At 60.1% G+C, this 23,430-nt stretch carries 22 protein-coding genes and 1 pseudogene; 15 read left to right on the top strand and 8 right to left on the bottom strand.

Going from position 1 to position 23,430, the window contains the following annotated elements; genetic code table 11:
• Nucleotides 1–4 precede the first annotated feature (4 nt).
• The 3 genes from HDG34_RS20500 (at nucleotide 5) to HDG34_RS20490 (ending at nucleotide 2,830) form a co-directional block, all read left to right on the top strand.
• Nucleotides 5–1,201, top strand: coding sequence for an amidohydrolase family protein (locus tag HDG34_RS20500; protein ID WP_184061922.1), 1,197 nt, complete (start codon nucleotides 5–7; stop codon nucleotides 1,199–1,201).
• Between the two features lie 75 nt (nucleotides 1,202–1,276).
• Nucleotides 1,277–2,071 carry an enoyl-CoA hydratase/isomerase family protein gene (locus HDG34_RS20495; protein WP_090808869.1) on the top strand — a complete coding sequence of 265 codons (795 nt, stop codon included), beginning with the start codon at nucleotides 1,277–1,279 and terminating at the stop codon, nucleotides 2,069–2,071.
• Between the two features lie 63 nt (nucleotides 2,072–2,134).
• Nucleotides 2,135–2,830 (top strand): SDR family NAD(P)-dependent oxidoreductase, encoded by a 696-nt coding sequence (locus HDG34_RS20490; RefSeq protein ID WP_184061921.1) that lies wholly within the window; start codon nucleotides 2,135–2,137, stop codon nucleotides 2,828–2,830.
• A gap of 62 nt (nucleotides 2,831–2,892) precedes the next feature.
• Here the strand turns inward: HDG34_RS20490 and HDG34_RS20485 are convergent, their stop codons facing one another.
• Entirely contained in the window at nucleotides 2,893–4,044 is a 1,152-nt protein-coding gene (locus HDG34_RS20485; protein ID WP_184061920.1) for an NADH:flavin oxidoreductase, read from the bottom strand.
• Between HDG34_RS20485 and HDG34_RS20480 the strand changes: the two genes are divergently transcribed.
• Nucleotides 4,044–4,619, top strand: coding sequence for a PaaI family thioesterase (locus HDG34_RS20480; protein WP_260321263.1), 576 nt, complete (start codon nucleotides 4,044–4,046; stop codon nucleotides 4,617–4,619). The genes HDG34_RS20485 and HDG34_RS20480 overlap by 1 nt on opposite strands.
• A gap of 33 nt (nucleotides 4,620–4,652) precedes the next feature.
• On the opposite strand, the gene HDG34_RS20475 is transcribed toward HDG34_RS20480, so the two are convergent.
• The 6 genes from HDG34_RS20475 to HDG34_RS20450 form a co-directional block, all read right to left on the bottom strand.
• Nucleotides 4,653–5,351 (bottom strand): TetR/AcrR family transcriptional regulator, encoded by a 699-nt coding sequence (locus HDG34_RS20475; RefSeq protein WP_260321262.1) that lies wholly within the window; start codon nucleotides 5,349–5,351, stop codon nucleotides 4,653–4,655.
• Between the two features lie 113 nt (nucleotides 5,352–5,464).
• Complete coding sequence (locus HDG34_RS20470) at nucleotides 5,465–6,829, bottom strand: hypothetical protein (protein ID WP_184061919.1); 1,365 nt, start codon at nucleotides 6,827–6,829, stop codon at nucleotides 5,465–5,467.
• A gap of 30 nt (nucleotides 6,830–6,859) precedes the next feature.
• Nucleotides 6,860–7,711, bottom strand: a complete 852-nt coding sequence (locus HDG34_RS20465; RefSeq protein ID WP_184061918.1) for an oxidoreductase — start codon at nucleotides 7,709–7,711, stop codon at nucleotides 6,860–6,862.
• A 36-nt stretch (nucleotides 7,712–7,747) separates the two neighbouring features.
• Nucleotides 7,748–9,133 (bottom strand): hypothetical protein, encoded by a 1,386-nt coding sequence (locus HDG34_RS20460; RefSeq protein ID WP_184061917.1) that lies wholly within the window; start codon nucleotides 9,131–9,133, stop codon nucleotides 7,748–7,750.
• A complete protein-coding gene (locus tag HDG34_RS20455) occupies nucleotides 9,133–10,593 on the bottom strand; it encodes an acyl-CoA reductase (protein ID WP_184061916.1) in 1,461 nt (486 codons plus the stop codon). The genes HDG34_RS20460 and HDG34_RS20455 overlap by 1 nt, the downstream gene beginning before the upstream one ends.
• A 76-nt stretch (nucleotides 10,594–10,669) precedes the next feature.
• The gene (locus tag HDG34_RS20450; protein WP_184061915.1) at nucleotides 10,670–11,167 is read right to left on the bottom strand and encodes a MarR family winged helix-turn-helix transcriptional regulator; all 498 of its coding nucleotides are present in this window, start codon (nucleotides 11,165–11,167) and stop codon (nucleotides 10,670–10,672) included.
• A gap of 112 nt (nucleotides 11,168–11,279) precedes the next feature.
• On the opposite strand from HDG34_RS20450, the gene HDG34_RS20445 reads away from it, so the two are divergent.
• The 11 genes and pseudogenes from HDG34_RS20445 to HDG34_RS39335 form a co-directional block, all read left to right on the top strand.
• Nucleotides 11,280–12,419 (top strand): phosphotransferase, encoded by a 1,140-nt coding sequence (locus HDG34_RS20445; RefSeq protein ID WP_260321261.1) that lies wholly within the window; start codon nucleotides 11,280–11,282, stop codon nucleotides 12,417–12,419.
• A gap of 22 nt (nucleotides 12,420–12,441) precedes the next feature.
• Nucleotides 12,442–13,389 (top strand): SDR family NAD(P)-dependent oxidoreductase, encoded by a 948-nt coding sequence (locus HDG34_RS20440; RefSeq protein WP_260321260.1) that lies wholly within the window; start codon nucleotides 12,442–12,444, stop codon nucleotides 13,387–13,389.
• A 229-nt stretch (nucleotides 13,390–13,618) separates the two neighbouring features.
• Entirely contained in the window at nucleotides 13,619–14,428 is an 810-nt protein-coding gene (locus HDG34_RS20435; protein WP_184061914.1) for an ArsR family transcriptional regulator, read from the top strand.
• A 419-nt stretch (nucleotides 14,429–14,847) separates the two neighbouring features.
• Nucleotides 14,848–15,786, top strand: coding sequence for an alcohol dehydrogenase catalytic domain-containing protein (locus HDG34_RS20430; RefSeq protein ID WP_311734814.1), 939 nt, complete (start codon nucleotides 14,848–14,850; stop codon nucleotides 15,784–15,786).
• Nucleotides 15,774–16,940, top strand: coding sequence for a DUF1214 domain-containing protein (locus tag HDG34_RS20425; protein ID WP_184061912.1), 1,167 nt, complete (start codon nucleotides 15,774–15,776; stop codon nucleotides 16,938–16,940). The genes HDG34_RS20430 and HDG34_RS20425 overlap by 13 nt, the downstream gene beginning before the upstream one ends.
• A 149-nt stretch (nucleotides 16,941–17,089) precedes the next feature.
• Complete coding sequence (locus HDG34_RS20420; protein ID WP_260321259.1) at nucleotides 17,090–18,139, top strand: sulfotransferase; 1,050 nt, start codon at nucleotides 17,090–17,092, stop codon at nucleotides 18,137–18,139.
• The gene (locus tag HDG34_RS20415) at nucleotides 18,139–18,648 is read left to right on the top strand and encodes a VOC family protein (protein WP_184061911.1); all 510 of its coding nucleotides are present in this window, start codon (nucleotides 18,139–18,141) and stop codon (nucleotides 18,646–18,648) included. The genes HDG34_RS20420 and HDG34_RS20415 overlap by 1 nt, the downstream gene beginning before the upstream one ends.
• On the top strand, nucleotides 18,645–19,418 hold the full coding sequence (locus HDG34_RS20410; RefSeq protein ID WP_184050338.1) for a 3'(2'),5'-bisphosphate nucleotidase CysQ: 774 nt from the start codon (nucleotides 18,645–18,647) through the stop codon (nucleotides 19,416–19,418). The genes HDG34_RS20415 and HDG34_RS20410 overlap by 4 nt, the downstream gene beginning before the upstream one ends.
• A 23-nt stretch (nucleotides 19,419–19,441) precedes the next feature.
• On the top strand, nucleotides 19,442–20,344 hold the full coding sequence (gene cysD / locus HDG34_RS20405; protein WP_184061910.1) for a sulfate adenylyltransferase subunit CysD: 903 nt from the start codon (nucleotides 19,442–19,444) through the stop codon (nucleotides 20,342–20,344).
• Nucleotides 20,344–22,269, top strand: a complete 1,926-nt coding sequence (cysN, locus tag HDG34_RS20400; protein ID WP_184061909.1) for a sulfate adenylyltransferase subunit CysN — start codon at nucleotides 20,344–20,346, stop codon at nucleotides 22,267–22,269. The genes cysD and cysN overlap by 1 nt, the downstream gene beginning before the upstream one ends.
• Nucleotides 22,270–22,382: 113 nt before the next feature.
• A pseudogene (locus HDG34_RS39335) lies at nucleotides 22,383–22,505 on the top strand (pantoate--beta-alanine ligase); the annotation flags it as partial.
• Between the two features lie 96 nt (nucleotides 22,506–22,601).
• Here HDG34_RS39335 and HDG34_RS20395 read toward each other — a convergent pair.
• Nucleotides 22,602–22,946, bottom strand: coding sequence for a BON domain-containing protein (locus HDG34_RS20395; RefSeq protein WP_090808886.1), 345 nt, complete (start codon nucleotides 22,944–22,946; stop codon nucleotides 22,602–22,604).
• Nucleotides 22,947–23,430 lie beyond the last annotated feature (484 nt).

Genomic DNA, 23,430 nt, shown 5'->3' with positions numbered 1-23,430 from the left:
GACCATGCAAACGTATCAAGGGAAGATCTACGACGCCGACACGCACTTCTACGAAGTCGAGGACGCATTCAACCGTCATTTGCCCGAGAAGTTCAGGAAGGACTGGTCGTTTACCAGCCGTGTCACGGCAGACGGCAACCGCTGCATGTATGTGGGCGACCGGAAGGTGGAAATCAGCGAGGGCTACACATCGGCCGAGGGGCACGTTCCGCCGCCGGGCAAGCTGCATGAATGGCTGCGCGCGATGAAGGATGGCAAGGATAACGTCGATATGCGGGTTTCGCCGACGCCGGACATGTTCAACCGCGACGCGCGCCTGAAGAAGATGGACGAATTCGGTGTTGAAGCCTGCACGATGTACATCGGCGAAATGGTCGCGTGTATTTCCTACCTCAACGAGCCCGTTGCGGCAAATGCGGTGTTGCATGCGTATAACCAGTGGATGCTCGACGACTGGGGCTTCAACTACAAAGACCGCATCTACACGACGCCGGTCGTCACGCTCGACGATCTCGATGCGGCTGTCGCCGAGGCCAGGTGGCTGGTTGCGAACGGTGTGCGGGTGATCCTGATGCCGATGGGGCCGTTCAATGGCCGTGCACCTGCCGATCCGTACTTCGATCCGTTCTGGTCGGTCCTCAACGAAGCGGGCGTGCGCGTCACCTTCCATGTGTCGGAAGCGATCTACATGAAGGATCATATGGCGGTGTGGGGCGAGCCCGTGCAGCAGTCGCGCCAGCGTCAGACCGCCTTTGTCTGGATGCACGGTTACGGCGAGCGGCCGGTCATGGAAACGCTGTCGTCGTTCATCTTCTACAACTTCTTCGAGCGTTTCCCGCGGGTCAAGCTGTGCAGCGCCGAAAACGGTGCCGAATGGGTGCCTTCGCTGCTCGTCAAAATGGACAAGTGCCGGGGGATGGCGAAGAATGGCTACTGGCCGTGCGGTCAGCTGAAGAAACGCCCGAGCCAGATCTTCAAGGAAAATGTCTTCGTGGTCGCGTATCCGGAGGACGACATCGCCCAGATCATCGCTCAAACGGGATCGTCGGACTTCCTGTTGATGGGCTCCGACTATCCGCACGCGGAAGGCGTGCCCGAACCGAAGGACTTCGCGTCGGAAGCATGCAATGAGCTCTCGGAAGAAGACACGCGCAAGATCATGTACGACAACGGCCGCCGGTTCATTCCGCTGCACGTGTGATCGGCCTTGCACCGGTCGACGGCGGCAGACGGTCTGTCCGTCCCGCGCGATTTCTTCATTACGAACAGGTGAGCCATGAATATTTCGGACTATCAGGCGCTATTGCTCGAACGCGAAGGCGGCGTCTTGACCGTTACGCTCAACCGCCCGGAAACGTTGAACGCGTTCGACGAGCAAATGGACATTGAGATGTCGCGGCTTTTTCTCGATGTCGCCGAGGATGTTGAGACCCGTGTCGTGGTGTTGACGGGCGCAGGGCGGGCATTTAGCGCAGGCGGCGATATCGAGCATATGCAGCAGGTCATCGACAACCCCACGCTGTTCCTCGAAGGCATGCAGCGTGCAAAGAAAATTGTCTTCTCGATGCTGGATTGTCCGAAGCCGGTCATCGCCAAGATCAACGGTCATGCAATTGGTCTCGGCGCGACGATCGCGCTGTTCTCGGATCTGAGCTACGCGGCCAATCATGCAAAGATTGGCGATCCGCACGTGAAAGTCGGCTTCGTGGCGGGCGATGGCGGCGCGGTGATCTGGCCGCAGCTCGTGGGCTATGCGAAGGCCAAGGAATACCTGTTGACGGGGGATCTCGTCACCGCGGAAGAGGCGGCACGACTGGGTCTCATCAATCATGCCGTACCGGCCGACCAGCTGGATGCCGTGGTCGACGCGATGGCGAAGCGTCTCGCAAACGGCGCTTCGCGCGCCATCCAGTGGACCAAGGCGTCGATCAACATCGGCCTGAAGCAACTTGCGCATGCCATTCTCGACGCGTCGATTGCATACGAGGCGCTGTCGAACCTGACGGAAGACCATCAAGAGGCGGTCAACGCGTTTCGCGAGAAACGCGAGCCGGTGTTCAAGGGACGTTGAGCTTTTACAGTGTCCGACGCCAGCGGTACAGGCGGCGCCGGGCGCGGCGAGGGAGAGATGCACATGCAACGGGTAGTGGCGATAACGGGTGGATTCGGCACGCTTGGGCGCACGGTTGGTCGCGTGTTTGCCGAGAATGGCTGGAAGGTCGCGCTGATCGACAAGGCGCTCGTGCCGGAGAACGCGAGCGCGGAGCAGCTGCACGCTTCCTGGTGGCGAGGAGGCGTCGAGCTGACTGATCTCGATGCGGCGCGCTCAGCGCTCTCCGCGGTCGTCGAGCAGCTTGGCAGGCTCGATGCAATCGTCAATGTAGCGGGAGGCTTTCGCTGGGAAACGCTGGCGGACGGCAGTCTCGACACCTGGGATCTGATGTACCGGACGAACGTGCGCACGGCGGCGACTGCGTCGAAAGCGGCACTCGACCATATTGCCGACAGCGCGGAGGGCGGACGCATCATCAATATTGGAGCCGGCGCTGCGCTGAAGGCAGGCGCGGGCATGGGAGCGTATGCGGCCTCGAAGTCGGGGGTGATGCGTTTGACCGAGGCGCTGGCCGAAGAACTCAAAGGCCGTTCCATTACCGTCAACGCTATCTTGCCAGGCATCATCGATACGCCACAGAACCGCAAGGATATGCCCGACGCTGACTTTTCCCGCTGGGTACGGCCTGAAGAAATTGCCGAGGTGATTCTCTTTCTCGCGTCTGGCGCCGCGTCGGGGGTGACCGGTGCGTTGATTCCTGTCACCGGGCGTACGTAAAGATCCCGAACCGGAAATAGCAGTTGACGCCGGAGTCAACGGCGCCGACTGCAAATCGCGCTTCAGGTGAGGTGTGCGAGCGAGTCGTTGCTGAACCCGAGGAACGGCTCGCCAAGCCGTACGCGCCGCGCCCAGTTCGGATCATGCAGAAGCGAGCGTCCCACGCCAACAAGATCGAACTCGCCGCGTGAGAAACGATCGAGCAGGGCAGTGAGGTCGGGCTGCGCCGCTGTCGCGGCCCCGGCCATTGAATCGTAGTAGCCCTTGTTAATGCCGATCCCACCAACAGTCATCGAAAGCTTGCCGGTTACCTTCTTTACCCAACCGGCGAGATTCATCTCTGAGCCCGCGAATTCCGCCCGGTTGAAATAGCGCGTGCTCGCCTCGAAGATGTCGACGCCAGCATCCGCGAGCGGCGCGAGAATGTGCTCGAGTTCGTGCGGGTCGTTGGCGAGACGCGCGCGGAAATCCTGCTGCTTCCACTGGGAGAAGCGGAACGTGATCGGCATCGTCGCGCCGATCGCTTCGCGGATGGCACGGACAACTTCGGCGGCAAAGCGGCTGCGCGCCGTGAGATCCTTGCCCCATCGATCCGTGCGTTGATTGGTTTCCGCCCACAGAAAAGCGTCGATCAGATAGCCGTGAGCTCCGTGAATCGCGATGCCGTCGAAGCCGGCGGCCGTCGCATAGCGCGCGCTTCGACCATAGGCTGCAATGACGTCCGCGATCTCGGCATCGGTCATCGGGCGAGTTGGCGGCATGACGCGCTCCATGTAACCTGCGTTGAGCGATGTCATTCGTCCTTCCGGTCCCCACAGTCCCGATGGGCGCAGTGGCGAGGCGGCCGGGAAGGGGCCCGTATTCGCCTCTTTCATGGGTCCCATATGCCACAACTGAGGAAAGATGATTCCGCCGCTAGCGTGAACTTCGTCCGTCACGCGTCGCCACGCGGCAACTGATTCCTCTCCGGCGAGCACGGGAATCGAATTTTCTCCGAGTCCGGCTTCGCCGAGCGCCGCGGGGTGATCGACGCCGACGCCTTCCGTGATGATCAGGCCTGTCTCGCCCTGCGCACGCCGCTTGTAGTAGGCGGCGACGTCACTACCGGGCAATCCGTTCGGCGAAAAGCCGCGAGTCATGGGTGACATGACGATACGGTTGGCAAGCGTGACCCCGCGCACAGTGAGAGGCGAAAAGAGCGAAGTGGTATTCATTGGTAATTCACATAGTTGACTTGCGTGCGGATAATGATACGCTATGTTCTATCGATGAAAAAGCAGATATTGGCGCCGTCTCGCCGGCGGCGTTGAACAGGAGGATTGCATTGGAGCAAGCAGACTCATTGGCGGCAGACGCGCTCGAAGAGAGCGGCGCAAAGCTCATCCCGGAGGGCTTTGCGTTGATGCCGGAGTTCGGTCCCTTCCATCGGATGTTCGGACCTACCTACTTTCGCAAGAGCGAACGCGGACACGTCGTCGGCATGTACGTTCGCGAAGCGCATCGCAACCTTGGCCAGATGATGCACGGGGGCGCTGTTTGCATGCTGGCAGACACCGCCATCACGTGGGCGAGCAAGTATTCGCGTCAACCGGCCGTCAGGGTGTTGACGACGGGCTTGACGGTCAATTTCATGGGGAACGCGGAGCCGGGCGACTGGGTGGAAGCACACGTCGACGTTCTACGTTCGGGAAAGCGCGTGATTTTCTCCGACTGCCGGATCTGGGCGAATGCGAAATGCATCGCCCAGGTGTCGGGGCAATTCCAGGTGATGGGTGAAATTGACAGCTAGTGCGTCGGCGAGACCTGGATGGCCGCGCGAACGTTACGGCATTGACCGGGCTCGAACCTTATCCAGTGCCGCACGGTACCTCCACGCGGTCAACAGAAGCCGATGAATCCGCTCAGCCCGGCGTTTCCGTTCGGAACGAGTGGTCTGAACCGCGAGGTGCACTTCGGGCGCGCCTGTGACCAGTGTGAGAAGATCGCGCGCCGCGTTCGAGGGATCGTCGATGGCGATCACGCCGCTGAGCGCGGCGGCTTCCAGAACGCCGGTTAGCGGCTCCAGCATCGTCACCACGAACTGCAGAAACTGCTTTGCGACATCGGGAAAGCGAATCGCCTCGCCAATGACCATGCGTGAAGTGTGCATGCTGTCCGGTATTGCCATGTGTTCGACGAGCGCATCGATAAGGGATGCCATGTTCGTCGAAAAATCGCGGCCCGGTTCCAGGTGCTCCGAGATCTTGCCGCGCAGATCGGCCATCCCGCGCCAGACGATGGAGCGAAAAAGCTCTTCCTTCGTGCCGAACTGGCGATACACGGTCGTTTTGCTGACGCCAGCCAGCGATGCGATTTCCTCGACCCTGGCGGCGCCGAAACCTTCTCTGATGAACACGGATTTGGCGGCGTCGAGCAGCCGCTCGCGCAACTGAACCGCATCGTCGTGGGTGGGCCGGCCAGCCGTTCGAGGTTTGTCCGCCGCAGCGAGCCGCGAGGCTCCGTTGGGAGCCTGAACTGACATAGGTTTGTACATCGGGGAGTGTTTGATGTCGGAATCAGGACATCAGTATACTCATGAGCCCAAGGGGGCGCCAGTAATGGCGCCCCTGGGGCTCGGACCGCGCGCAGCAGGGCTCAAACGTTGATCATGCCACGTACATACGACTCCATCGTGCCTGCGCACGAGAGCTTGTCTTCGCCTTCCTCGAGATCGGCGTAGCGGCCGACTTGACGGACCAGCGGCCCTTGCAGGCCGTCGGTGTTCCCCGCCGGTGAAAAGTCGACCACGACCTTGTCGCCAGTGATGAAACCACCCCAGTATCCTTCGGCCAGCAGGTCGAAAAACGCGAAGCGCCCCTCAACGACGCCCAGTCCATCCGAAGGATTCAGCAGTTGCTCTCCCGCCTTGTCGAGAACGAACGGGACGATCCACGGGCAGATTGCATAACCCTGCGCAACTTCCGACCAGGGGCCGGTTCCGATCATCTCGGACATGCCATAACTGTTCTGGACGTTCTCGGCACGAATACCGTAGAAGCGGATGATTTGCTCCCGATAGTCGGCGGGGGCCGAGGTGCCCTTCAAGCCGCCGCCGGTGGTGATTACCGTATCCGGATGGCAGATGCCATCGGCGCTGCCGCGCTGACGGGCGCGCTCGACGAGCGTCCAGTGCAACGACCAGTTGCCCTGGACCAGCACCGGAACTTCGCGCTGCGCGGTGAGCTTGTCGAGAAACCGGTCGATCATCTTGCCGGTATGACGTTGGCGCGCCACCGCCTGCTCCTGAAACGCCGCGACCTCGCTCGGTTTCGCGGAGCCGTCGGCGATTGCGCGGCGCATGCGGCCCATCGAAATCGTTGCGGATGCGAGCACCGGTTCGTCGAACATCAGCGTGGTTTCCGCGCCGAGCCGTTGCGCTGCGTTCAGTACCGGTTCGATATGCCGATGCGCGCCGGCAGGCGGCATCATGAGGAAAGCCGGGCGCTTGCCGAAATCTCTTCGGATCATTGCGTTGCCGTAGACGCCCAGCTTCACGCACGACTCGGTGACATTGTCGAGATCGGCTTGCGTCTGACTGATGAAGCTACACTTGCCGGATGTGCCGCTCGAGCTGAAAACATGGTGTCCCGCTGTGCGCAGACGGTCCATCCATGCGTCGACGTTGTCCAAGCCGTCCAGATCGACTTCGGCCACCCGTTTGCTCGATAGCGTTTGCAGCCATGCCGAAAGATGCTTCCAGCGGCCGTTGTCGATGAATGACTCGGGGTAGCTCTTGTAGATCTGATGCGCGAACAGCAGGGGCACCATATCTTCATGGCGGGTCACCTCGTTGACGCCGACATCTTCCGCTCTGCGACGCAGTAGCCTGATCTGTTCGCGGCGCTCGGCGAAGCGCTCTTTCATGGCAGCGAGCTGCAGCTCGCGAAGGTTCTCGGGGTGCTTGCGAAACGGGTCGCTTTCACCGCGCAGCATTGCATAGAACGGGTCCAAAGCGGACATGTCGTCTCCAGGGCTATGAGTTGCCAGGCGTCAGTGGTCGAAGTCGGTGGAACTCGACACGTCGAGCCAGGCTTCGAGGTCGTGTTGCACGGACGAAAGTTTCTTCCGAACGAGGTCGACGGCGTCCGGACCTAGCGGTAGCCGCAGCGGTGGGACGTCTGCGGAAACCGCGCGCACGATGGCGTCGGCAGCCTTCGCCGGATCGCCCGTTTGCGTGCCGTGGTAGCTGCTCATGTAACGACGCATCTTGCCCACGGTCTCCGTATAGACGGGTGATTCGACCTCGCTCCACTTCAGCGATCCGCCCGCGAAATTGGTGCGGAAGCCACCCGGCTCGACCACGGTCACACGAATCCCGAACGGGCTCAGTTCACGAGCGAGCGATTCCGAAAGCCCTTCGATTGCATGCTTCGAAGCGCAATAGAAACTGCAGCCCGCAATGCCGATCACCCCGGCAACCGACGAGAAGTTCACGATATGACCGCGGCCGCGCTCGCGAAAATGAGGCAGTACGGCACGTATCACGTTGACCGTTCCAAACACGTTGGTGTCGAACAGCTGACGTGCTTCCGCGTCGGAGACCTCTTCAAATGCGCCGAAGAGACCGTAGCCCGCATTGTTGACGAGTACGTCGATCGGTCCCGCGCGCTCGATGGCCTGCTCGACGCCGCGACGCACCGCCGCCGCGTCGGTCACGTCAAGCAGCACACCGTGCGCGCGTCCGGGTGCGAGATTTTCGAACGGCGTGATCTGTGCGTCATTCCGAACGGTCCCGACCACTTTGTCGCCACGGGCGAGGACCGCCTGCGCAAGCGAACGGCCGAAGCCGGACGAAACGCCGGTAATGAACCACACGGCTGGGCTTGTCTGTGTTTCAGTCATTGTCGATTGGCCTTCAGATGAGTAGGAAATATCGATTTAGTTGGCGGTGCGGGCCTCGGTCATGTCGGCGATCTCTCCGCGGACGTAGGCGTCGATCGTTCCCGCGCAGGACAGCTTGTCGTCGCCGCCGGGCAAATCCTTGTAGCGCACCACGTCGCGAATGATGGGCGTGCGCACGCCGTCGATGCCGTGACCGAACTCCACGGTGACCTTGTCGCCGCTGATCAGGCCGCCCCAGCGCCCATCCGCGAGCAGGTCGATCATGGCGAGCCGTCCCTCGACGATGCCTTTCCCGTCCGCAGGATTGAGCAGTTCTTCGCCGGTCGAGTCGAGCACCAGCGGGACGAGCCAGGGCGGGACCGTCCACGCCTTCGCTTCGTGAAACCACGGGCAAAAGCCCGATACTTCGCCCATGCCGTAGCCGTCGTTGAAGTTGGTCGCGTTGAAGTTGAAGAAGCGCTCGCACTGTTGCTGGAAGTCTTCTGGCAGGTTCGCACCTTTCTTGCCGCCGCCGATACTAATGATCGTGTCGGGGTGAAAGTCGGCGTCGGGAATGCCACGCTGGCGCGCCGTGGCGACGATCTGATAGAGCATGCCCATCATGCCCATGATGAACATGGGCTCGTGACGCCGTTCGAGAAGTTGGTCGATGAACTGCCGGAAATCGGCTTGTACGCGTTCGCTGCGTTCTCGACTTTCGTTCTGGAAGGCTTCGATTTCACTGGGGAGCACGGTGCCGTCCGCGATGGCCCGCCGCATGCGCGCCATGCGCGTGGTGTGCGCGGCGCTTTGCGGCACATGCGACATGTAATGAAGGTCGCCCGGCATCGCAATCGATTCGGCGAATTTCGCCATGCGCTCCGTTCCGGTGTAAGAGCCGGAGGAGGGCGTCAGAAGGAACACGGGATAGCGACGCGACGGATCGCGCATGCCGCTCGCCGCCCAGCGAATGCCTTGGGAGAGAAGGCGCCAGCCGAGATCGCGGTCGGCTTCGCTCTGGTAAATGAAGGACTGCTTGCCCGAGGTCCCGCTCGAGCTCATTACATAGTGGCCGTTTCGACGCAGCGCATGGATCCAGCCGTCGAGATCGGCGATCGTGCCGTAGTCGAGTCCGTCGATCTTGCGGGTTGTGAGCGTTTGAAGCCACGCCGTGAGGTGGCGCCATTTCCCCTGCTCGATGAACGAATCGGGATAGCTCTTGTAGACGGAGTCGGCAAAAAGCAATGGCACGGCGTCGCTCATGCTCTTCACTTCCGTCACTCCGGCCTCGCTTGCTCGCTTGTCGAGAATGCGAATCTGCTGCCGGCGCTGCACGAAGCGCTCGCGCACGGCTTGCAGTTGCGCGGCATGGAGGCTTTCCGGCGCGTTGCGGAAGGGGTCTTGAAGATCCGTGAGTTGAAGCAGCGTGGAAAGGGCTTGCATTATTGGGTCTCCCCCGGATTCGGGCCCGATTCCTCCGAGACCCATTTCATGAATCGATGGATCGGGAACATGCCGTCATGCGGATAGCCGCCAACCCCATCTGAAATAGACTCGCCCAGCGCCACGATGCGTTGCACGCCAGCGCACGCGAGCGCGTCGCGCACCTCTGTGACCCGGTGCGGCGGATAGATGCCGACCGTTTGCGTGGCGACGGTCGCATAGCGCGCACCGTCGCGCAGGCTTGCCACGGGAACGACGTTGACGGTTTTGCAAATGGGATGAAAATCGACCATTTCTTCCGAGCGAATGACGAGCCCCTTGCCGTCGTATCCGCCGAACACCCGGTAGAGCGGCTCCATCTCACGCAGCACATCAACCGCTTCGCGAATGTCGCTGGGCACCAGCGGGCCCTGGCCGTCGCCATAGCGAAAGTCCTGGCCGAGTGCCAGCGCCAGTTGCTCGGCATAGCGGTCGGCGTCGTCTTCGTCGCCTTCGATGAATTGATACCGGCTCGCGTTGCACGCGTCCTGGTTGAACGACAGCACATCGGCTGCGCCGGCACGCGCGACGTCGCGCAGCACCTCGTCGGATGCAAAGGCTTCACGGCCGACCAGCGAGATAGATACCTTCGGATCGAACGCGACCAGCTCGAGCCCGGGGCCAGCGTAGCGCATCACGTGCCGAACCGCGCTGTCGCCGCCCCATACGACAATCTTGTCGAAGTACTGCGGACGATAAAGAATCGACTCGACATTTTCGTCTCCACCGCGCCAATACGCAGCCGAAAACGACTGGGTGACGGGATGATCCGGGTCGATGTCGGCCATCGTGCGCAGAATTGCAGTGGCCGTGAAAAGGTCGTTCGAAGGCAGCTTGAGCAGGTGGACGCCTTTCGTCAGCGCCGCGCGCATGACCGTCATGGCTGCCACCATCGGCGAGTTGCCTGCGAGCACATGTACGAGGCGCGGTGCAAACGCGCGCAGACGACTCGGGCGCCCGCGCAGCGTGCGTGCCACCCAACCGTCGACGAGGCGCGCGTCGCCAAGACTAACGCGCAACTCGTCCTCGATCACCTCGCGTGCGAAAAGGTTGGGAATGTCGCGATAACAGTTTTCAAGAATCCGTCGCCCGAGCGGACTCACTTTGATCATTGACTCGAGCGCGGCCTGCATCAGCGGATTGACGTCCAGATGCAAACGCGGCCCCAGCTCGACAAGAAAGTCGATAACCTTCGCAATCGGCATATCGAAGGCGGGACCTGACTCAGCTCGCGGCCACACGAGGTCGTCAAGGTCGATCCTGGGCGTGCAGAAACCTTGGCCAAGATCACGCGACACGTGCTTGATGGCGCTTCCGGTGACAGTGCGACCGCGGTATACGTGAGGAACCGGCAGCGGCACGAGGCTGGGCTCCTGCGCCGGGTTCCCGCGTTGCCTTTCCGTTGTTTCGGGGTGCTCCATAAAAGCTCCTTTCAAATATCGATACGCGTTGACTTGGGGCGCAGACGCTGGTCCATTCCGAGCTTGCTATCGCTAGTCAGCTCAGATTGACGATCATCCGATCGAGTAAATGTTTGACGGTTCGGACTTCTTCGACCGTGAAGCCGCGAAGCTGCCGATTGCTTGCATCGACGATGTGCGGCAGGGTTCCGCGCAACAACTGGCGGCCGTTTTCAGTCAGTGTGAGCTCGACACAGCGTCGGTCCGAAGTGCTGCGAATTCGTTCGATCAATCCTCTTTTTTCAAGCGAATCGAGCTTGCGGGTCATGATGCTGCTGTCAGCGAGCAGCACCCGGCACAAGGCGGTAGGTGTGCGAGCACGTCCGTCGTACAGTGCTTTCAGGATTCCCCACTGTATTGCTGAAAGCTCGCTCGCAGCGAGCTTTGCGTCGATTTCCGCGCCAAGCAGAAGATGAACCAGGTTCATCTTGAACGCGACACTATCTTCAGTACGGTATTCCTCTGGCGCAATTCTCTGTGCGAGTTCGGCGCCAGCCGGTTCTCGCTCGAGCGTGACGGAGTCGGATAGATTCATCGATTTCCTGCCAAAAAAGTAGCTGCATTTGCAAGCAACTATATGCACGGCATTCAAAATATGCAACGATAGGCGAGGTGTGGTTTTCCCCATGTTGCGACGGGGAGCAGGTATGCGCGACGATGCGCACGCGTCTTTTTGTTTGCAATCTTCGGGAGGAACCTTGTCGGAATCTGGTGTGGTAAGTGACATGGCGTTGCCTGTCGCTGTTGAGGAAGTGACCGCAAAGTGGCTAAGCTCCGCGATCGCGTTCCGCTTTCCCGGCGCCGAAGTAACTTCGTGCCGGCACGTGGAGGTATTGCCGGGTACGTCGACCAAGGTACGCGTCGCACTCGAGTACAACGACGCGGGACAGGCAATGGCGCTGCCGGCGCGCATGATCGTAAAGGGCGGTTTCGAGGATCACAGTCCTTCGATGAGAGACATGTATCGCAACGAAATGCGTTTTTATCGCGACGTTCTACCGTTCATCAACATGAACGCGCCTAGATGCTTTTTTGCAGGCACGGATCCTGACGCCTGGCAATCGGTCGTCGTGATGGAGGACCTGAGCGAGCGTAACGTTCAGTTTTGCCGTGCCCAGCAATCGCAGGGCTACGAACAAGTCGCCCTACGGTTGAGTGCGATGGCACGCTATCACGCGCAAACATGGAACAGCCGGGAGTTCGACAAGGGCGGTCGGCTCGAATGGGTGGGGGAGCGCTTTTCGGACTGGTCGCTGGAATACCAGAACCGATACCTCGAACCGGACGTCTGGGCCCACTACATCTCGCTGCCGAGAGGAGCGGCAGTAAGCCGGTATCTGCACGATCGGGACTGGATGATGGCATCTCTCGCGCGCATTGCGCGCGAACATAAGAGCAAACCGGTATGCCTTATTCACGGCGATACGCATCTGGGAAATCTGTACGTCGAAGCTGACGGGACGCCAGGTTTTTTCGATGCCCAGGTCAGTCGGGCGCCTTGGAGCCTCGAGGTTGCCTATCACATAGGGTGCGCACTCGATATCGAGGACCGTCGCTCATGGGAGCGGTCGCTGCTCGAACACTATCTTTCGCAACTGGCGATTGGCGGGGTCGAGGCGCCCGATTTCGACGAAGCGTGGAACGACTATCGACGCGATCTCGCGTATGGATACTTCATCTTTGCGATTAACGAAACCCGCTTCCAGACCGAAGCAGTGAACACAGCGTATGCGGCACGCTTTGGCGCGGCATTGTTGGATCACGGCACGGTGCGCGAATCGACATGATCCAGGCCAATAATGCAACCGTATGTTGCATTATTGGCCTGGCGAGACTAAGCTCGACCATCGGCAGCCTCCTGGCGAGTTATGGCTTGAACGTGCAAGTGCTCGCTCGAACGTTCAAGATGACAATCGACTTTCATCGACCGATTACAGCATGCCTGTTCCGAAAATCTTTCATCAACGTTTAAGCGGCAAGATCGCGATCGTGACCGGCGCAGGATCGCTCGGTCGGGGTTTTGGCACGGGTAAGGCCATTGCCTGCCTTTTTGCGGCGGAGGGCGCGTCCGTCTGTCTCGTCGATCAGCAGTACGAGCGGGCGGCGGAAACGCTCGCGCTGATCACGGAAGCGGGCGGCCGAGCGTTCGTATCGACCGGCGATGTCACGGACGGCGCTGTCTGTGCGCGCATTGTCGAAGAGACCGTTCAGCGGTATGGAGGTCTGGACATTCTCATCAACAACGTCGGTATCTCAGGCGCGCCGGGGAGATTGCAGGACGTCGACGAAGCGTCCTGGGACCGTGTGATCGACGTCAATCTGAAAAGTGCATTCTTGATGAGCCGAAGTGCGGTGCCGAAGATCGTGGCGCGCGGGGGCGGGGCCATCGTCAACATCGGTTCGGTCGCAGGCATCCGCAGCCACGGGTCGGCCGCGTATGGCTCGTCAAAGGCGGGAATGGTCGGCTTTACGCGTGAACTCGCGGTGATGTACGGCCGCGATCAGGTTCGTGCCAACGCGATTGCTCCGGGGCATATTTTTACGCCAATGGTGGAAAGCATGCTTGACGATAAGGCTCGCGAACGTCGCCGCAAGATCGCGCCCCTCCCATTGGAGGGAGATGCATGGGACGTCGCGGCCGCCGCGCTGTTTCTCGCCAGCGACGAATCGCGATTCATTACCGGCACGTGCTTACCCGTGGACGGTGGCGTGACGCAGATTGCGGCGCTTGCGGCGTACGATCTGGTCCAGCAATAGCCACCGTATCGGGCGGGGTACGTCGGGCAGCAAAGCGTCACTTTCCGCTGTGCTTTTCTGGCCAAATTTTCTGGTAACTTAGCGGGGCCGAATTTGACCCGCGTTACAGGAAACGGCACCTGTCTGGCATTGGCATGGCCGTCGAATTGCGGTTCATGCCAATCGCCCCTTTGCTCGGCACGCGTTTTTGCGATCCGAGAGGCGAGGGTCTCCACCGATCGATGATGGCATGACTGCTCGCAAGGCCGCAGATTCGCTTTTTGCCGCATTAGCGGACGCTTCCAGACGACAACTGTTGGCGCTGCTGAGCAAGGGGGCGCAAAGCGCAGCCGCATTGGCGCGTGAACTGAACATGTCACGTGTGGGGGTGACGCGTCACCTGAATGCGCTTGACGAGGCCGGCTGGATCGACGTTGCTGTCGATAACAATGGCGAGGCGTTCTATTCGAGACGTTCTCAGGCTGAAGCACAATTCCTGACGGAATGCGTAGCGTTGCAGAAGTCAGCATGGCCCGAAGATGGCGATGCGTTGGACCAACAGGCCGCAGTGTGGGCGCGCGAGTGGCCAGCGGAGGATGCGAACATCTATCTGATCGGGCAACGACTTCTACGGCTATCTGCGCACATCGACCGGGCGCTCAAGGAAGCCGCTGCGAGTCAAGGCCTGCTGGCAGCCGAACTATTGCTATTGGACGCGCTGCTGGTTTCAGGGCCGCCTTATACCCAGTCTCCAACGCAGCTGCAAAAACCGCTGGCGATGACGCTCGGCGGCATCACCAAGTGCGTCAGCAGACTTGAGCAGATCGGCTTGGTGGAGCGCTTGCCGGATCCGGCGGATGGGCGTGGAATTCTCGTGCGAATGAAGTCACGGGCGCGCAAGGTTTTAACGAACATTCTCCATGAGGGGACGTATGGCACCGACTGGGTGGCATCCAGTCATATGACGCCTGAGCGGCGAGCGGCACTGTCGATTTTGTTGCGGGAACTGCATCTGTTCGCGGACGCAGAGGCCGCACGTCGGAGTGCCGAGCGCGCCTGACATAGTTGCGGTGCTCACCGTCTCGATAGCAACGCCTAACTCATCGCCATCTCGGCTGGCAACAAGCGCGCAAGACGCAAGACCAGTCACAGGCCCGCGTTCTTAGCGGGCCTTCTCCTCCGTCTTTTGTTGCCTCCGACGCATCCGGTGGCAATCGACCACTTCCCCACAACGATACCTTGCCGAGCGATAGCTCCGCGGCAACGCATTGGAGCGCTGTCTTCTCGTGCTCGCTCGGTACAAACACCAGGATTAACCGAGATACTTTCCCAGTAAAGTAGATTTACAGATGTTGGTGACGAGCAGGACATTCACGCCAAACGGAGATCCGAGCGATGAGGGCCGCGTATTTCACGAGGGTAGGTTTGCCGCTGGAAGTTAGGAGTGTTGCCGATCCCAGTCCAGCAGCCGGAGAAGTCGTGCTAAAGATTCACCGCTGCGGTATTTGCGGATCGGATCTTCACATGACGGATGGGCACGCTCCGCATTTCACGCTTCCAGAAAATTCAACACTTGGACACGAATTCGCTGGCGAGGTGATTGCCCTGGGAAAGGGTGTAGAGAAGCTGAAGGTTGGCGACCCAGTTACCGCACTGCCGTTTGTAGGATGCGGTCACTGTGCGACTTGTCTATCCGGCAAGCCCAACTTTTGCGCGCATTTCAAGGGCGCCGCCGCCGGGTTCGCTCAGTATGCAGTCGTGACCGAGCGCGTAACGACCAGGCTCCCGAAGACGCTGAGCATGGAGGACGGCGCACTGATCGAACCAATGGCGGTTGGCTTGCACGGCGTTGCGTTGGCAAAACTCACGCCGGGTGCGAAAGCGCTCGTGATTGGCGCGGGTCCCGTCGGGCTCGCGGCGACGTTCTGGGCCCGCCGCCTCGGCGCCGGACGCATCGTCGTCACCGCTTCCTCACTGCGCCGCGAAGCGCTTGCGCGGCACATGGGTGCGGACGAGTTCGTAGTTCCGGAGGAGGGGCAGGATCTGGCGGCGCTGGCTGGCGAAGCTCTTAAGGGTTCACCAGACGTCGTTTTCGAATGCGCAGGGCAAAAGGATCTGATTGCGAAGGCGATTCATTGCGTCAAGCCGCGGGGTGACGTCGTAGTGCTCGGCTTCTGCACGGTGCCAGATCAATTTATCCCGGCAGTAGCGGTGTGGAAGGAAGTGCGAATTCAGTTCGCTGTCACCTACAGTATGCAAGAGTTCACTCTTGTCGCTAACGTGTTCGACGCGGGCTGTGTCGAACCGCGCGCGATGATCACGGATCGCGTCTCTCTCGACGCGTTACCCGAGATGTTTGAGGCTTTGCGCAATCGCTCGACGCACTGCAAGGTAATGGTGAATCCATGGCTGAGCTGAAATCCTGGCGCGACTATCTCTCCCAGTTGGCAACCGCGGACAGTCTGCTCGAATTGACTGAAACACCCAGCGATCCTCAAACGCGCGCGGAGCTGTATCGGCAGTTTCAGATGAATCTTTCGCTGGCCTACTTCATCTACTTCCAATCCGATCCGTTTCATCCTGACTGGCTGCCCTTCCTTAACTCAGTCTTCATGCTGCAGCCGAATCCCGACGATACCTATTTCGTCGCACCGTTGCGAGGAGACCTGCGATACCGGATAGTCGGAGAACGCGGCAGCGTGCATTTGCTGACGCTCGACCTCGGCCGCGGGATCATGGGCACTACCGATGAAGCCCATCCGCCGCTCGGTCAGTTCGACCTCGACGACGTAGAAATTGGCGATGACGGCAGCTTCGAAATTTTGTTGAGCGCGCAGCGTCCTGCCGGGTACGACGGCAACTGGATCGAGCTGCATCGCGAGGCTGACTTCGCCATGCTGCGCCAGCGCTCGTATGCATGGGGAAGGGAACGCGACGCGCGAATCGCTATCGAGTGCCTCGATGCCCCGCTGTTGAAGCCGTCGATGGGCCACGAGGAGATCGCGAGGCGTACCGGCGAGTTGATGGGCTACGCGGAGCGTTTGTCACGTCGCTGGCTCACCCATATGCAGCAACTGCGCACGCGAATCAAGGTGAACGAGTTCGAGTTTTTCGCTTTCGGCGGTGGGCTCGCGAAGCAGGCGTACTGGCAGGCCATTTTCGATTTCGGTGATGACGAAGCGCTCATTCTCGAAACCGCGCTGCCGCAGACGCGCCGCTACTGGAACGTGCAATTGAACGACACACTGTTCAACGCGCTTGACTATATCGATCACCAAAGCAGCCTCAATGGGCATCAGGCACACGTCGACGACGACGGCCATTTTCGCGCGGTGATTGCTCATCGCGATCCCGGTGTCCTGAACTGGCTGGATACATGCGGCGTCAATCGTGGGACTGCGATAGGCAGATGGTATGGGTGCAGCTCGGAACCAGTTCCGACACTCAAACGTGTGCGGCTTTGTGAGTTGCGCAATCACTTGCCGGCAGGAACTCGCTTCGTAGACGCGAGCGAGCGCGGCAGACTTCTGCGCGAGAGACGCATAGGTGCGCAGTTGAGACGGCGGTGGTAGCGACAAGAATGGATTTCGGGAGACTACAGATGTCAGTATCGAAACGATTCACGGGTGCGGAGGACGAACTTCACGCGAGCGCGAGTGCTGCCGCTGGCCTGACGGATTTCGGCTCCAGCGCTGAGTACAGGCCGGGCCTGACACAGCTTTTGAACGCGCTCGACGAAGATGGTCCGCGCTTCGCGCCGGGTGGACGGGAATTTGCGTGGAACGCTGTTGTCGGTGCTTTGGTTTCGCGCCTGACGCTGGTAGAGGGGCTGCGCAAGCATGCCGATGTGTTGTCGCGGACGCCGCGGCGCCCACTCGTCATCACCGGCATACCGAGAACCGGTACGACCGCGCTGCACAAGCTGCTTTCGGTTGATCCACAATTTCAGGGTTTGGAAAAATGGCTGACGGTCTTTCCGCAGCCGCGGCCTCCGCGCGATACGTGGACCAGCCATGTTCAGTTCCAGGCGACCGCGGCCGGGCTCGAGGCCTTTTTCAGGTCAGCGCCAGAGATGCGCGCGGCACACAATATCGTGGCTGACGAGGTAGATGAATGCCTCGAAATACTCAAGCAGGGCTTTTGCAGCAATCTGTGGGGCTCGTCGTTCCGTGTACCTCAATACGATCGCTGGTGGCGTGAACAGAGCGAATTGCCTGCATATCGTTACCTGGCAAAGACGATCAGTCTCATCGGTGCGCGCGACAGCGAAAAGACGTGGCTCCTGAAGAATCCCGGACACCTGATGCAGTTACCCGCGCTGTTCGAGGTCTTTCCCGATGCATGCGTGGTACAGACACATCGAGATCCGGTGGCGGCGCTGCCTTCGCTCGCGAGCGTGCTGGCGATGGCGCGTCGGATTTCTGAGGGCGAGCAGGTCGACAGGCACGAGATCGGCAGGCGCGAACTGGATAACTGGGCGCGCGCCAGCGAAGCGGCAATTGCGGCGCGCGCGTCCTTGCCGAACCGGCAGTTCCTCGATATCAGGCAGGCCGACTTCCACGCCGATCCGATTGGCACCATGACGCGTATCTACGGCCACTTCGGCTTCGGACTGACCGCCGAAACGATGGAAGCGATGCGCCGACGCGTCAAGCAGAGTCCCGAACGCGCTTATGGCGCGCATCGATATACGCAGGACGAATTCGGCCTTGCACCGGCAGCGATCAGGGAGCGCTTCTCCCGCTATATGACCACCTATGGACTGCACTGATGAAAACGCCGTCGCTTTCCCCGTTTTCCGGCTTTCTGCAGATCGCGTACGTCACCACCGATGTGGACGAGGCAATTGAGCGCTTTCGCAGAGAACAGAAGGTGCCGACGTGGGCGCGCTTGCCGGGTATTGAAATAGAGTCCATCGCGGGACGTCGCTGCAAGCTGAACATCGCGCTCGCGTTCGTCGGGTCGCTTCAGCTGGAACTGATCGAGCCGCTGTGCGGCGACGACCGCGTCTATCGCGATGCCCTGCCTCGAGACGGCTTCGCGATTCGCCATCATCACATAGCGCAGCTGATCGAGAGCGAAGCGGCGTTCGAAACACAGCGTGAGGAAATGGCTGCCGCGGGCGTGCCCATCGTCATCGACGGCCAGTCGCGTGGTTCCGCCCGGTACTTCTATACGGATCACCGGGGGACGCTCGGACACTATATCGAGCATATCTGGTACACCCCTGCCGGTCTCGCTGCGATGGAACAGGTGCCTCGCAATGGAGTGGTCCAATGAACGCTGTCAGCACGGCGCTTCCGGTTGACGATGATCACTGTCTCGCAGTGCACATCGCTACGGCGGCCGGCGGCGCCTTGAACGCGATGCGCGCGTCGGCCGTGCTTGCGGGCAAACCGTTGGGCGCAGTCGGCGATGCCAAGGCGAACGAGCTGATTGCAGACATTCTCGCTCGCACCCGACCAGATGACGGCTTTCTGTCGGAAGAATCCGCGCCGGATCCAAAGCGGCTAGCTCTCGATCGTGTATGGATCATCGACCCGCTCGATGGCACGCGCGAGTATGGCGAACGACTCGAGGGGCGCGAGGACTGGGCGGTCCATGTGGCACTGACGGTTTGCGGCGAACCCCGCGCTTGCGCTGTGGCGCTTCCGGCCTGTGGGGTCACATTCGGAACGTTATCGCCGCCGGAGTTGCCGCCAGCGCCCGAAGGGCGCCTGAAAATTCTGGTGAGCCGTTCCCGCGCTCCGGAACTGGCGCTGAGGGTCGCCCAGCGACTGAATGCTGAACTTGTCCCCATGGGCTCGGCAGGCGCAAAGGCAATGGCGGTACTGCGTGGCGAGGCTCACGCGTATCTGCACGCAGGCGGTCAATACGAGTGGGATTCGTGCGCTCCAGTAGGCGTCGCGCTCGCGGCTGGCCTTCACGCCAGCCGCATAGACGGGAACCCGTGCATCTATAACGGAGTAGACGTCTGGATGCCCGATTTACTCATATGTCGACGTGAGATCGCCGAATCGATGCTGGCCGCCATCGCGGCCGCGCTGTGACTCTGCTTTGTAAAGGATGTGCCATGCCGACGTTGACTCATTTGCGGCGACTTGAAGCCGAGAGCATTCATATCATGCGGGAAATCGTCGCTGAGGCAAATCGCCCAGTGATGCTTTACTCGATCGGCAAGGACAGCGCCTGCATGCTCCACCTGGCAAAAAAGGCCTTTTACCCGGCGCCCCCTCCGTTTCCGCTTCTGCATGTGGATACCACCTGGAAGTTCCGCGACATGTACGCGATGCGGGACCGGATGGCTCGCGAGACCGGAATGGAGCTGATCGTTCACCAGAATCCGGAAGCGAAAGAACTGGGCATCAACCCGTTCGATCATGGTTCGCAGGTTCACACCGACATGTGGAAGACCCAGGGCTTGAAGCAGGCGCTCGACAAGTACGGCTTCGATGCCGCTTTCGGGGGCGCTCGCAGAGACGAAGAGAAATCGCGTGCGAAAGAGCGAGTCTTTTCATTCCGTACGGCAACCCACCAGTGGGACCCCAAAAATCAGCGACCCGAACTGTGGCGCCTATATAGCGCGCGAAAGAACAACGGCGAGTCGATCCGCGTGTTTCCCCTCTCTAACTGGACCGAGCTGGACATCTGGCAGTACATCTACCTCGAGAATATCTCCATCGTGCCACTCTATTTCGCGGCGAGGCGGCCCGTGGTGAATCGGGACGGCATCCTGGTGATGGTGGATGACGAGCGCATGCCACTCAAGCCGCACGAGAAAGTAGAGGAGAAAATGGTGCGCTTTCGCACGCTTGGTTGCTATCCGCTTACCGGTGCAGTCGAGTCGAACGCAACGACATTGCCGCAAATCATCCAGGAAATGCTCTTGACGACGACCTCCGAGCGGCAGGGGCGCGTGATCGATCATGACGGCGCCGCGTCCATGGAGAGGAAGAAACAGGAGGGGTACTTCTGATGGCACACGTCTCTGAGCTGATCGGGACCGATATTGAACGGTACCTGAAGCAGCACGAAAGAAAGAGTCTTCTGCGTTTCATCACATGCGGGAGCGTGGATGACGGCAAAAGCACGTTGATCGGCCGATTACTCTACGAATCCAGAATGCTGTTCGAGGACCAGCTTGCCGCGCTCGAAGCCGATTCGAAAAAGGTCGGTACGCGTGGCGGGGAAATAGACTACGCGCTGCTGCTGGACGGTCTCGCTGCGGAGCGCGAGCAGGGCATCACCATCGACGTCGCCTACCGGTTTTTCTCGACCGACCGGCGCAAGTTCATCGTTGCTGATACGCCCGGGCATGAGCAATACACCCGCAACATGATAACGGGTGCTTCTACGGCCGATCTTGCCATCATTCTGGTCGATGCTCGCAAGGGCATTTTGCAGCAAACGCGGCGGCACAGCTATCTGGTGTCGTTGATCGGCATTCGCAACGTTGTTCTCGCGGTCAATAAGATGGATCTGGTCGAGTACTCGCGTGAACGATTCGACGAAATTTCTCGTGAGTATTGCGAATTCGCCAGAAAGATTGGCATCCCTGGTGTGACTGCAATGCCGATTTCGGGCGTAAATGGCGACAACGTTGTTGAAAGGAGCACGAAGACGTCGTGGTACGAAGGGCCGTCCTTGATGCGTCACCTCGAGACTGTCGAGATCGACGAAACGCATTTGCAGGCGCAGCCGTTCCGTTTCCCAGTGCAGTGGGTCAACCGCCCCAATCTTGATTTCCGTGGGTTTGCAGGCACTATTGCGTCCGGTGTGGTGCGTGTCGGGCAGCGTATACAGGTACAGCCATCAGGACGGGAAAGCACTGTCGCAAGAATCGTGACGGCGGACGGCGATCTTGACGAGGCCTTCGCGGAACAGTCCGTGACGCTGCTGCTCGCCGACGAAGTGGACGTCTGTCGTGGAGATCTGATTTCAACGGCCGATTCGCCCGCGCAGGTTGCCGACCAGTTCGAAGCAACGCTCGTGTGGATGAGCGACCAACCCATGCTCCGGGGGCGCAGTTACTTGCTGAAAATTGGCACCCGGACCGTCACGGCAACGATATTACCGCTCAAATACAAGCTGAATGTCGATACGCTTGACCGCGTGGCGAGTGAGACTCTCGCCTTGAACGAGATCGGTGTCGCGGAACTGGAGTTTGATCGCGCGATTGCTTTCGATCCATACGAGCAAAACCACGAGACGGGCGGTTTCATAGTCATTGACCGCATGACCAACAGCACGGTCGGTGCCGGTATGCTGCGCTTCGCATTGCGCCGTGCGAACAATATTCGCTGGCAGACGCTGGAGGTAGACAAACGCGCGCGGCGGGTGCTGAACGGGCACCAGAGCGGCGTTGTATGGCTGACAGGGCTTTCAGGTGCGGGAAAATCGACAATTGCAAATCTGCTCGAGAAGCGTTTGCACGCGATGGGCAAGCGAACCTATCTGCTCGACGGGGACAATGTTCGTCACGGGTTGAACAAGGATCTCGGATTCACGGCCGAAGACCGGGTGGAAAATATCCGACGCATTGCCGAGGTGGCGAAATTGATGGCAGATGCGGGCGTGATCGTCATTACCGCATTCATTTCGCCGTTTCGCGCGGAGCGCGCCCTGGCACGCGAACTGATGGAGGAGGGTGAATTTATCGAGGTCTTCATCGACACGCCACTCGAAGTGGCCGAGGAGCGCGATCCGAAAGGACTTTACAAGAAAGCGCGTAGCGGCGAGTTGAAGAACTTCACAGGCATCGATTCGCCCTACGAGATGCCGCAGAATCCTGAGATCCACATCAACACTCTGACCGTTTCTCCCGAAATGGCCGTAGAGGTGATCTTCGAGAAACTCCAGACCGCGGGATTTCTTGACGTGTCGAGGGGAGCGCCGCTCTGAGACGAGGCGGGGCGGGCGCTTCGCCCGTAGGCGCCGTGCCATTGTTGGTCCCTGTGCGTTCATATTGGTATACAACATTCATTTATGTATACTCCCCGCTGTCGGCTACGGGAGCGGTGCGCAAGCAGGTCAACTTGCGGTCTCCAGCCGCACAGGAGGTGGATGCGGGCAAGCTCGTTGTCGTCGCGGCTGCGCGCCTCGGAAACACGCGACTGATCGATAACCTGGAAGTTTGAGCTTTCCTGGATAAATATCGCGCTCGATCCGAACGATCTGTCGATGTTCGTCCAGGTCGTCCGCGCCTGGTTCATCTGTTTTCCGGCAAACGCGCGTCATTGCGGCCTGAGGTGCAGATCGTTGCTCACGGATTGCACCCCCGGCACGCCGCGCGTCACAGCAAGCGCTTTCTGAATCTGTGCCTCCGAATCCACGTATCCTGACAACTGCACGACGCCTCGATACGTCGCGACGCTCATCGGCAAGGATCTCAGTTCCGGGTTCGCGACGAGCGCCTGCTTCACCCGGGCGGCGAGCGCAGCGTCGTCAGCGGCGATCTTCCCCGGCGCTGTCAAGGGCGGCGTCACCGTGGACTTACAGCCGCTGGTGAACACGAACGCTGGCAATGCGAACGCCGCGACGATCAGCAATCGGCTTTTGATGTATGGCGCGTTTCGCATGTCGGCTATGAAATCCTGATTCGATAAGCGCTAAATGGTGGGCTGAAAAGCGCGCCGAGTGGCGAAGGGATACGGCGCATCTCGGCTTACGAGCTACCTGTATCGGCAGGGCAACCCTTCGCGTCGATTTGGCGAGGCGAATCAGGCGTAGCAATTGCGCAGGTACGAGAGAACGAGTATCTGACTGTCGCCATTGCAGTTTCCCACGAACTGCATACGTTAGCCGAAGACGGTATCTGAAGAAGTTTTCCCATCTCTGAGCCTGTCAATCCTCCCAATACCCGGGCGAGCGGGTTTCAAGGTGTCACGCGGAGGGTCGCACTGTCATCGGTCCGCTGGTCAAAGCGCCGCACGGGGGCAACGAAGACCATTGAAGCGCCCCACCAGAAGTCTGATGTCCCGGCACAAAGCCTATCTGCATGCCCATTCTCTAAAGAGATCGCGGAATCTGCCGATAAAGAGGTCATCGTACAACACCGGGTTG

The organism is Paraburkholderia sp. HC6.4b (genome assembly GCF_014200875.1).
GTDB lineage: Bacteria > Pseudomonadota > Gammaproteobacteria > Burkholderiales > Burkholderiaceae > Paraburkholderia > Paraburkholderia tuberum.
The sequence above is the reverse complement of the archived record's forward strand: the minus strand, read 5'-3'. Positions and strand labels throughout refer to the sequence as shown.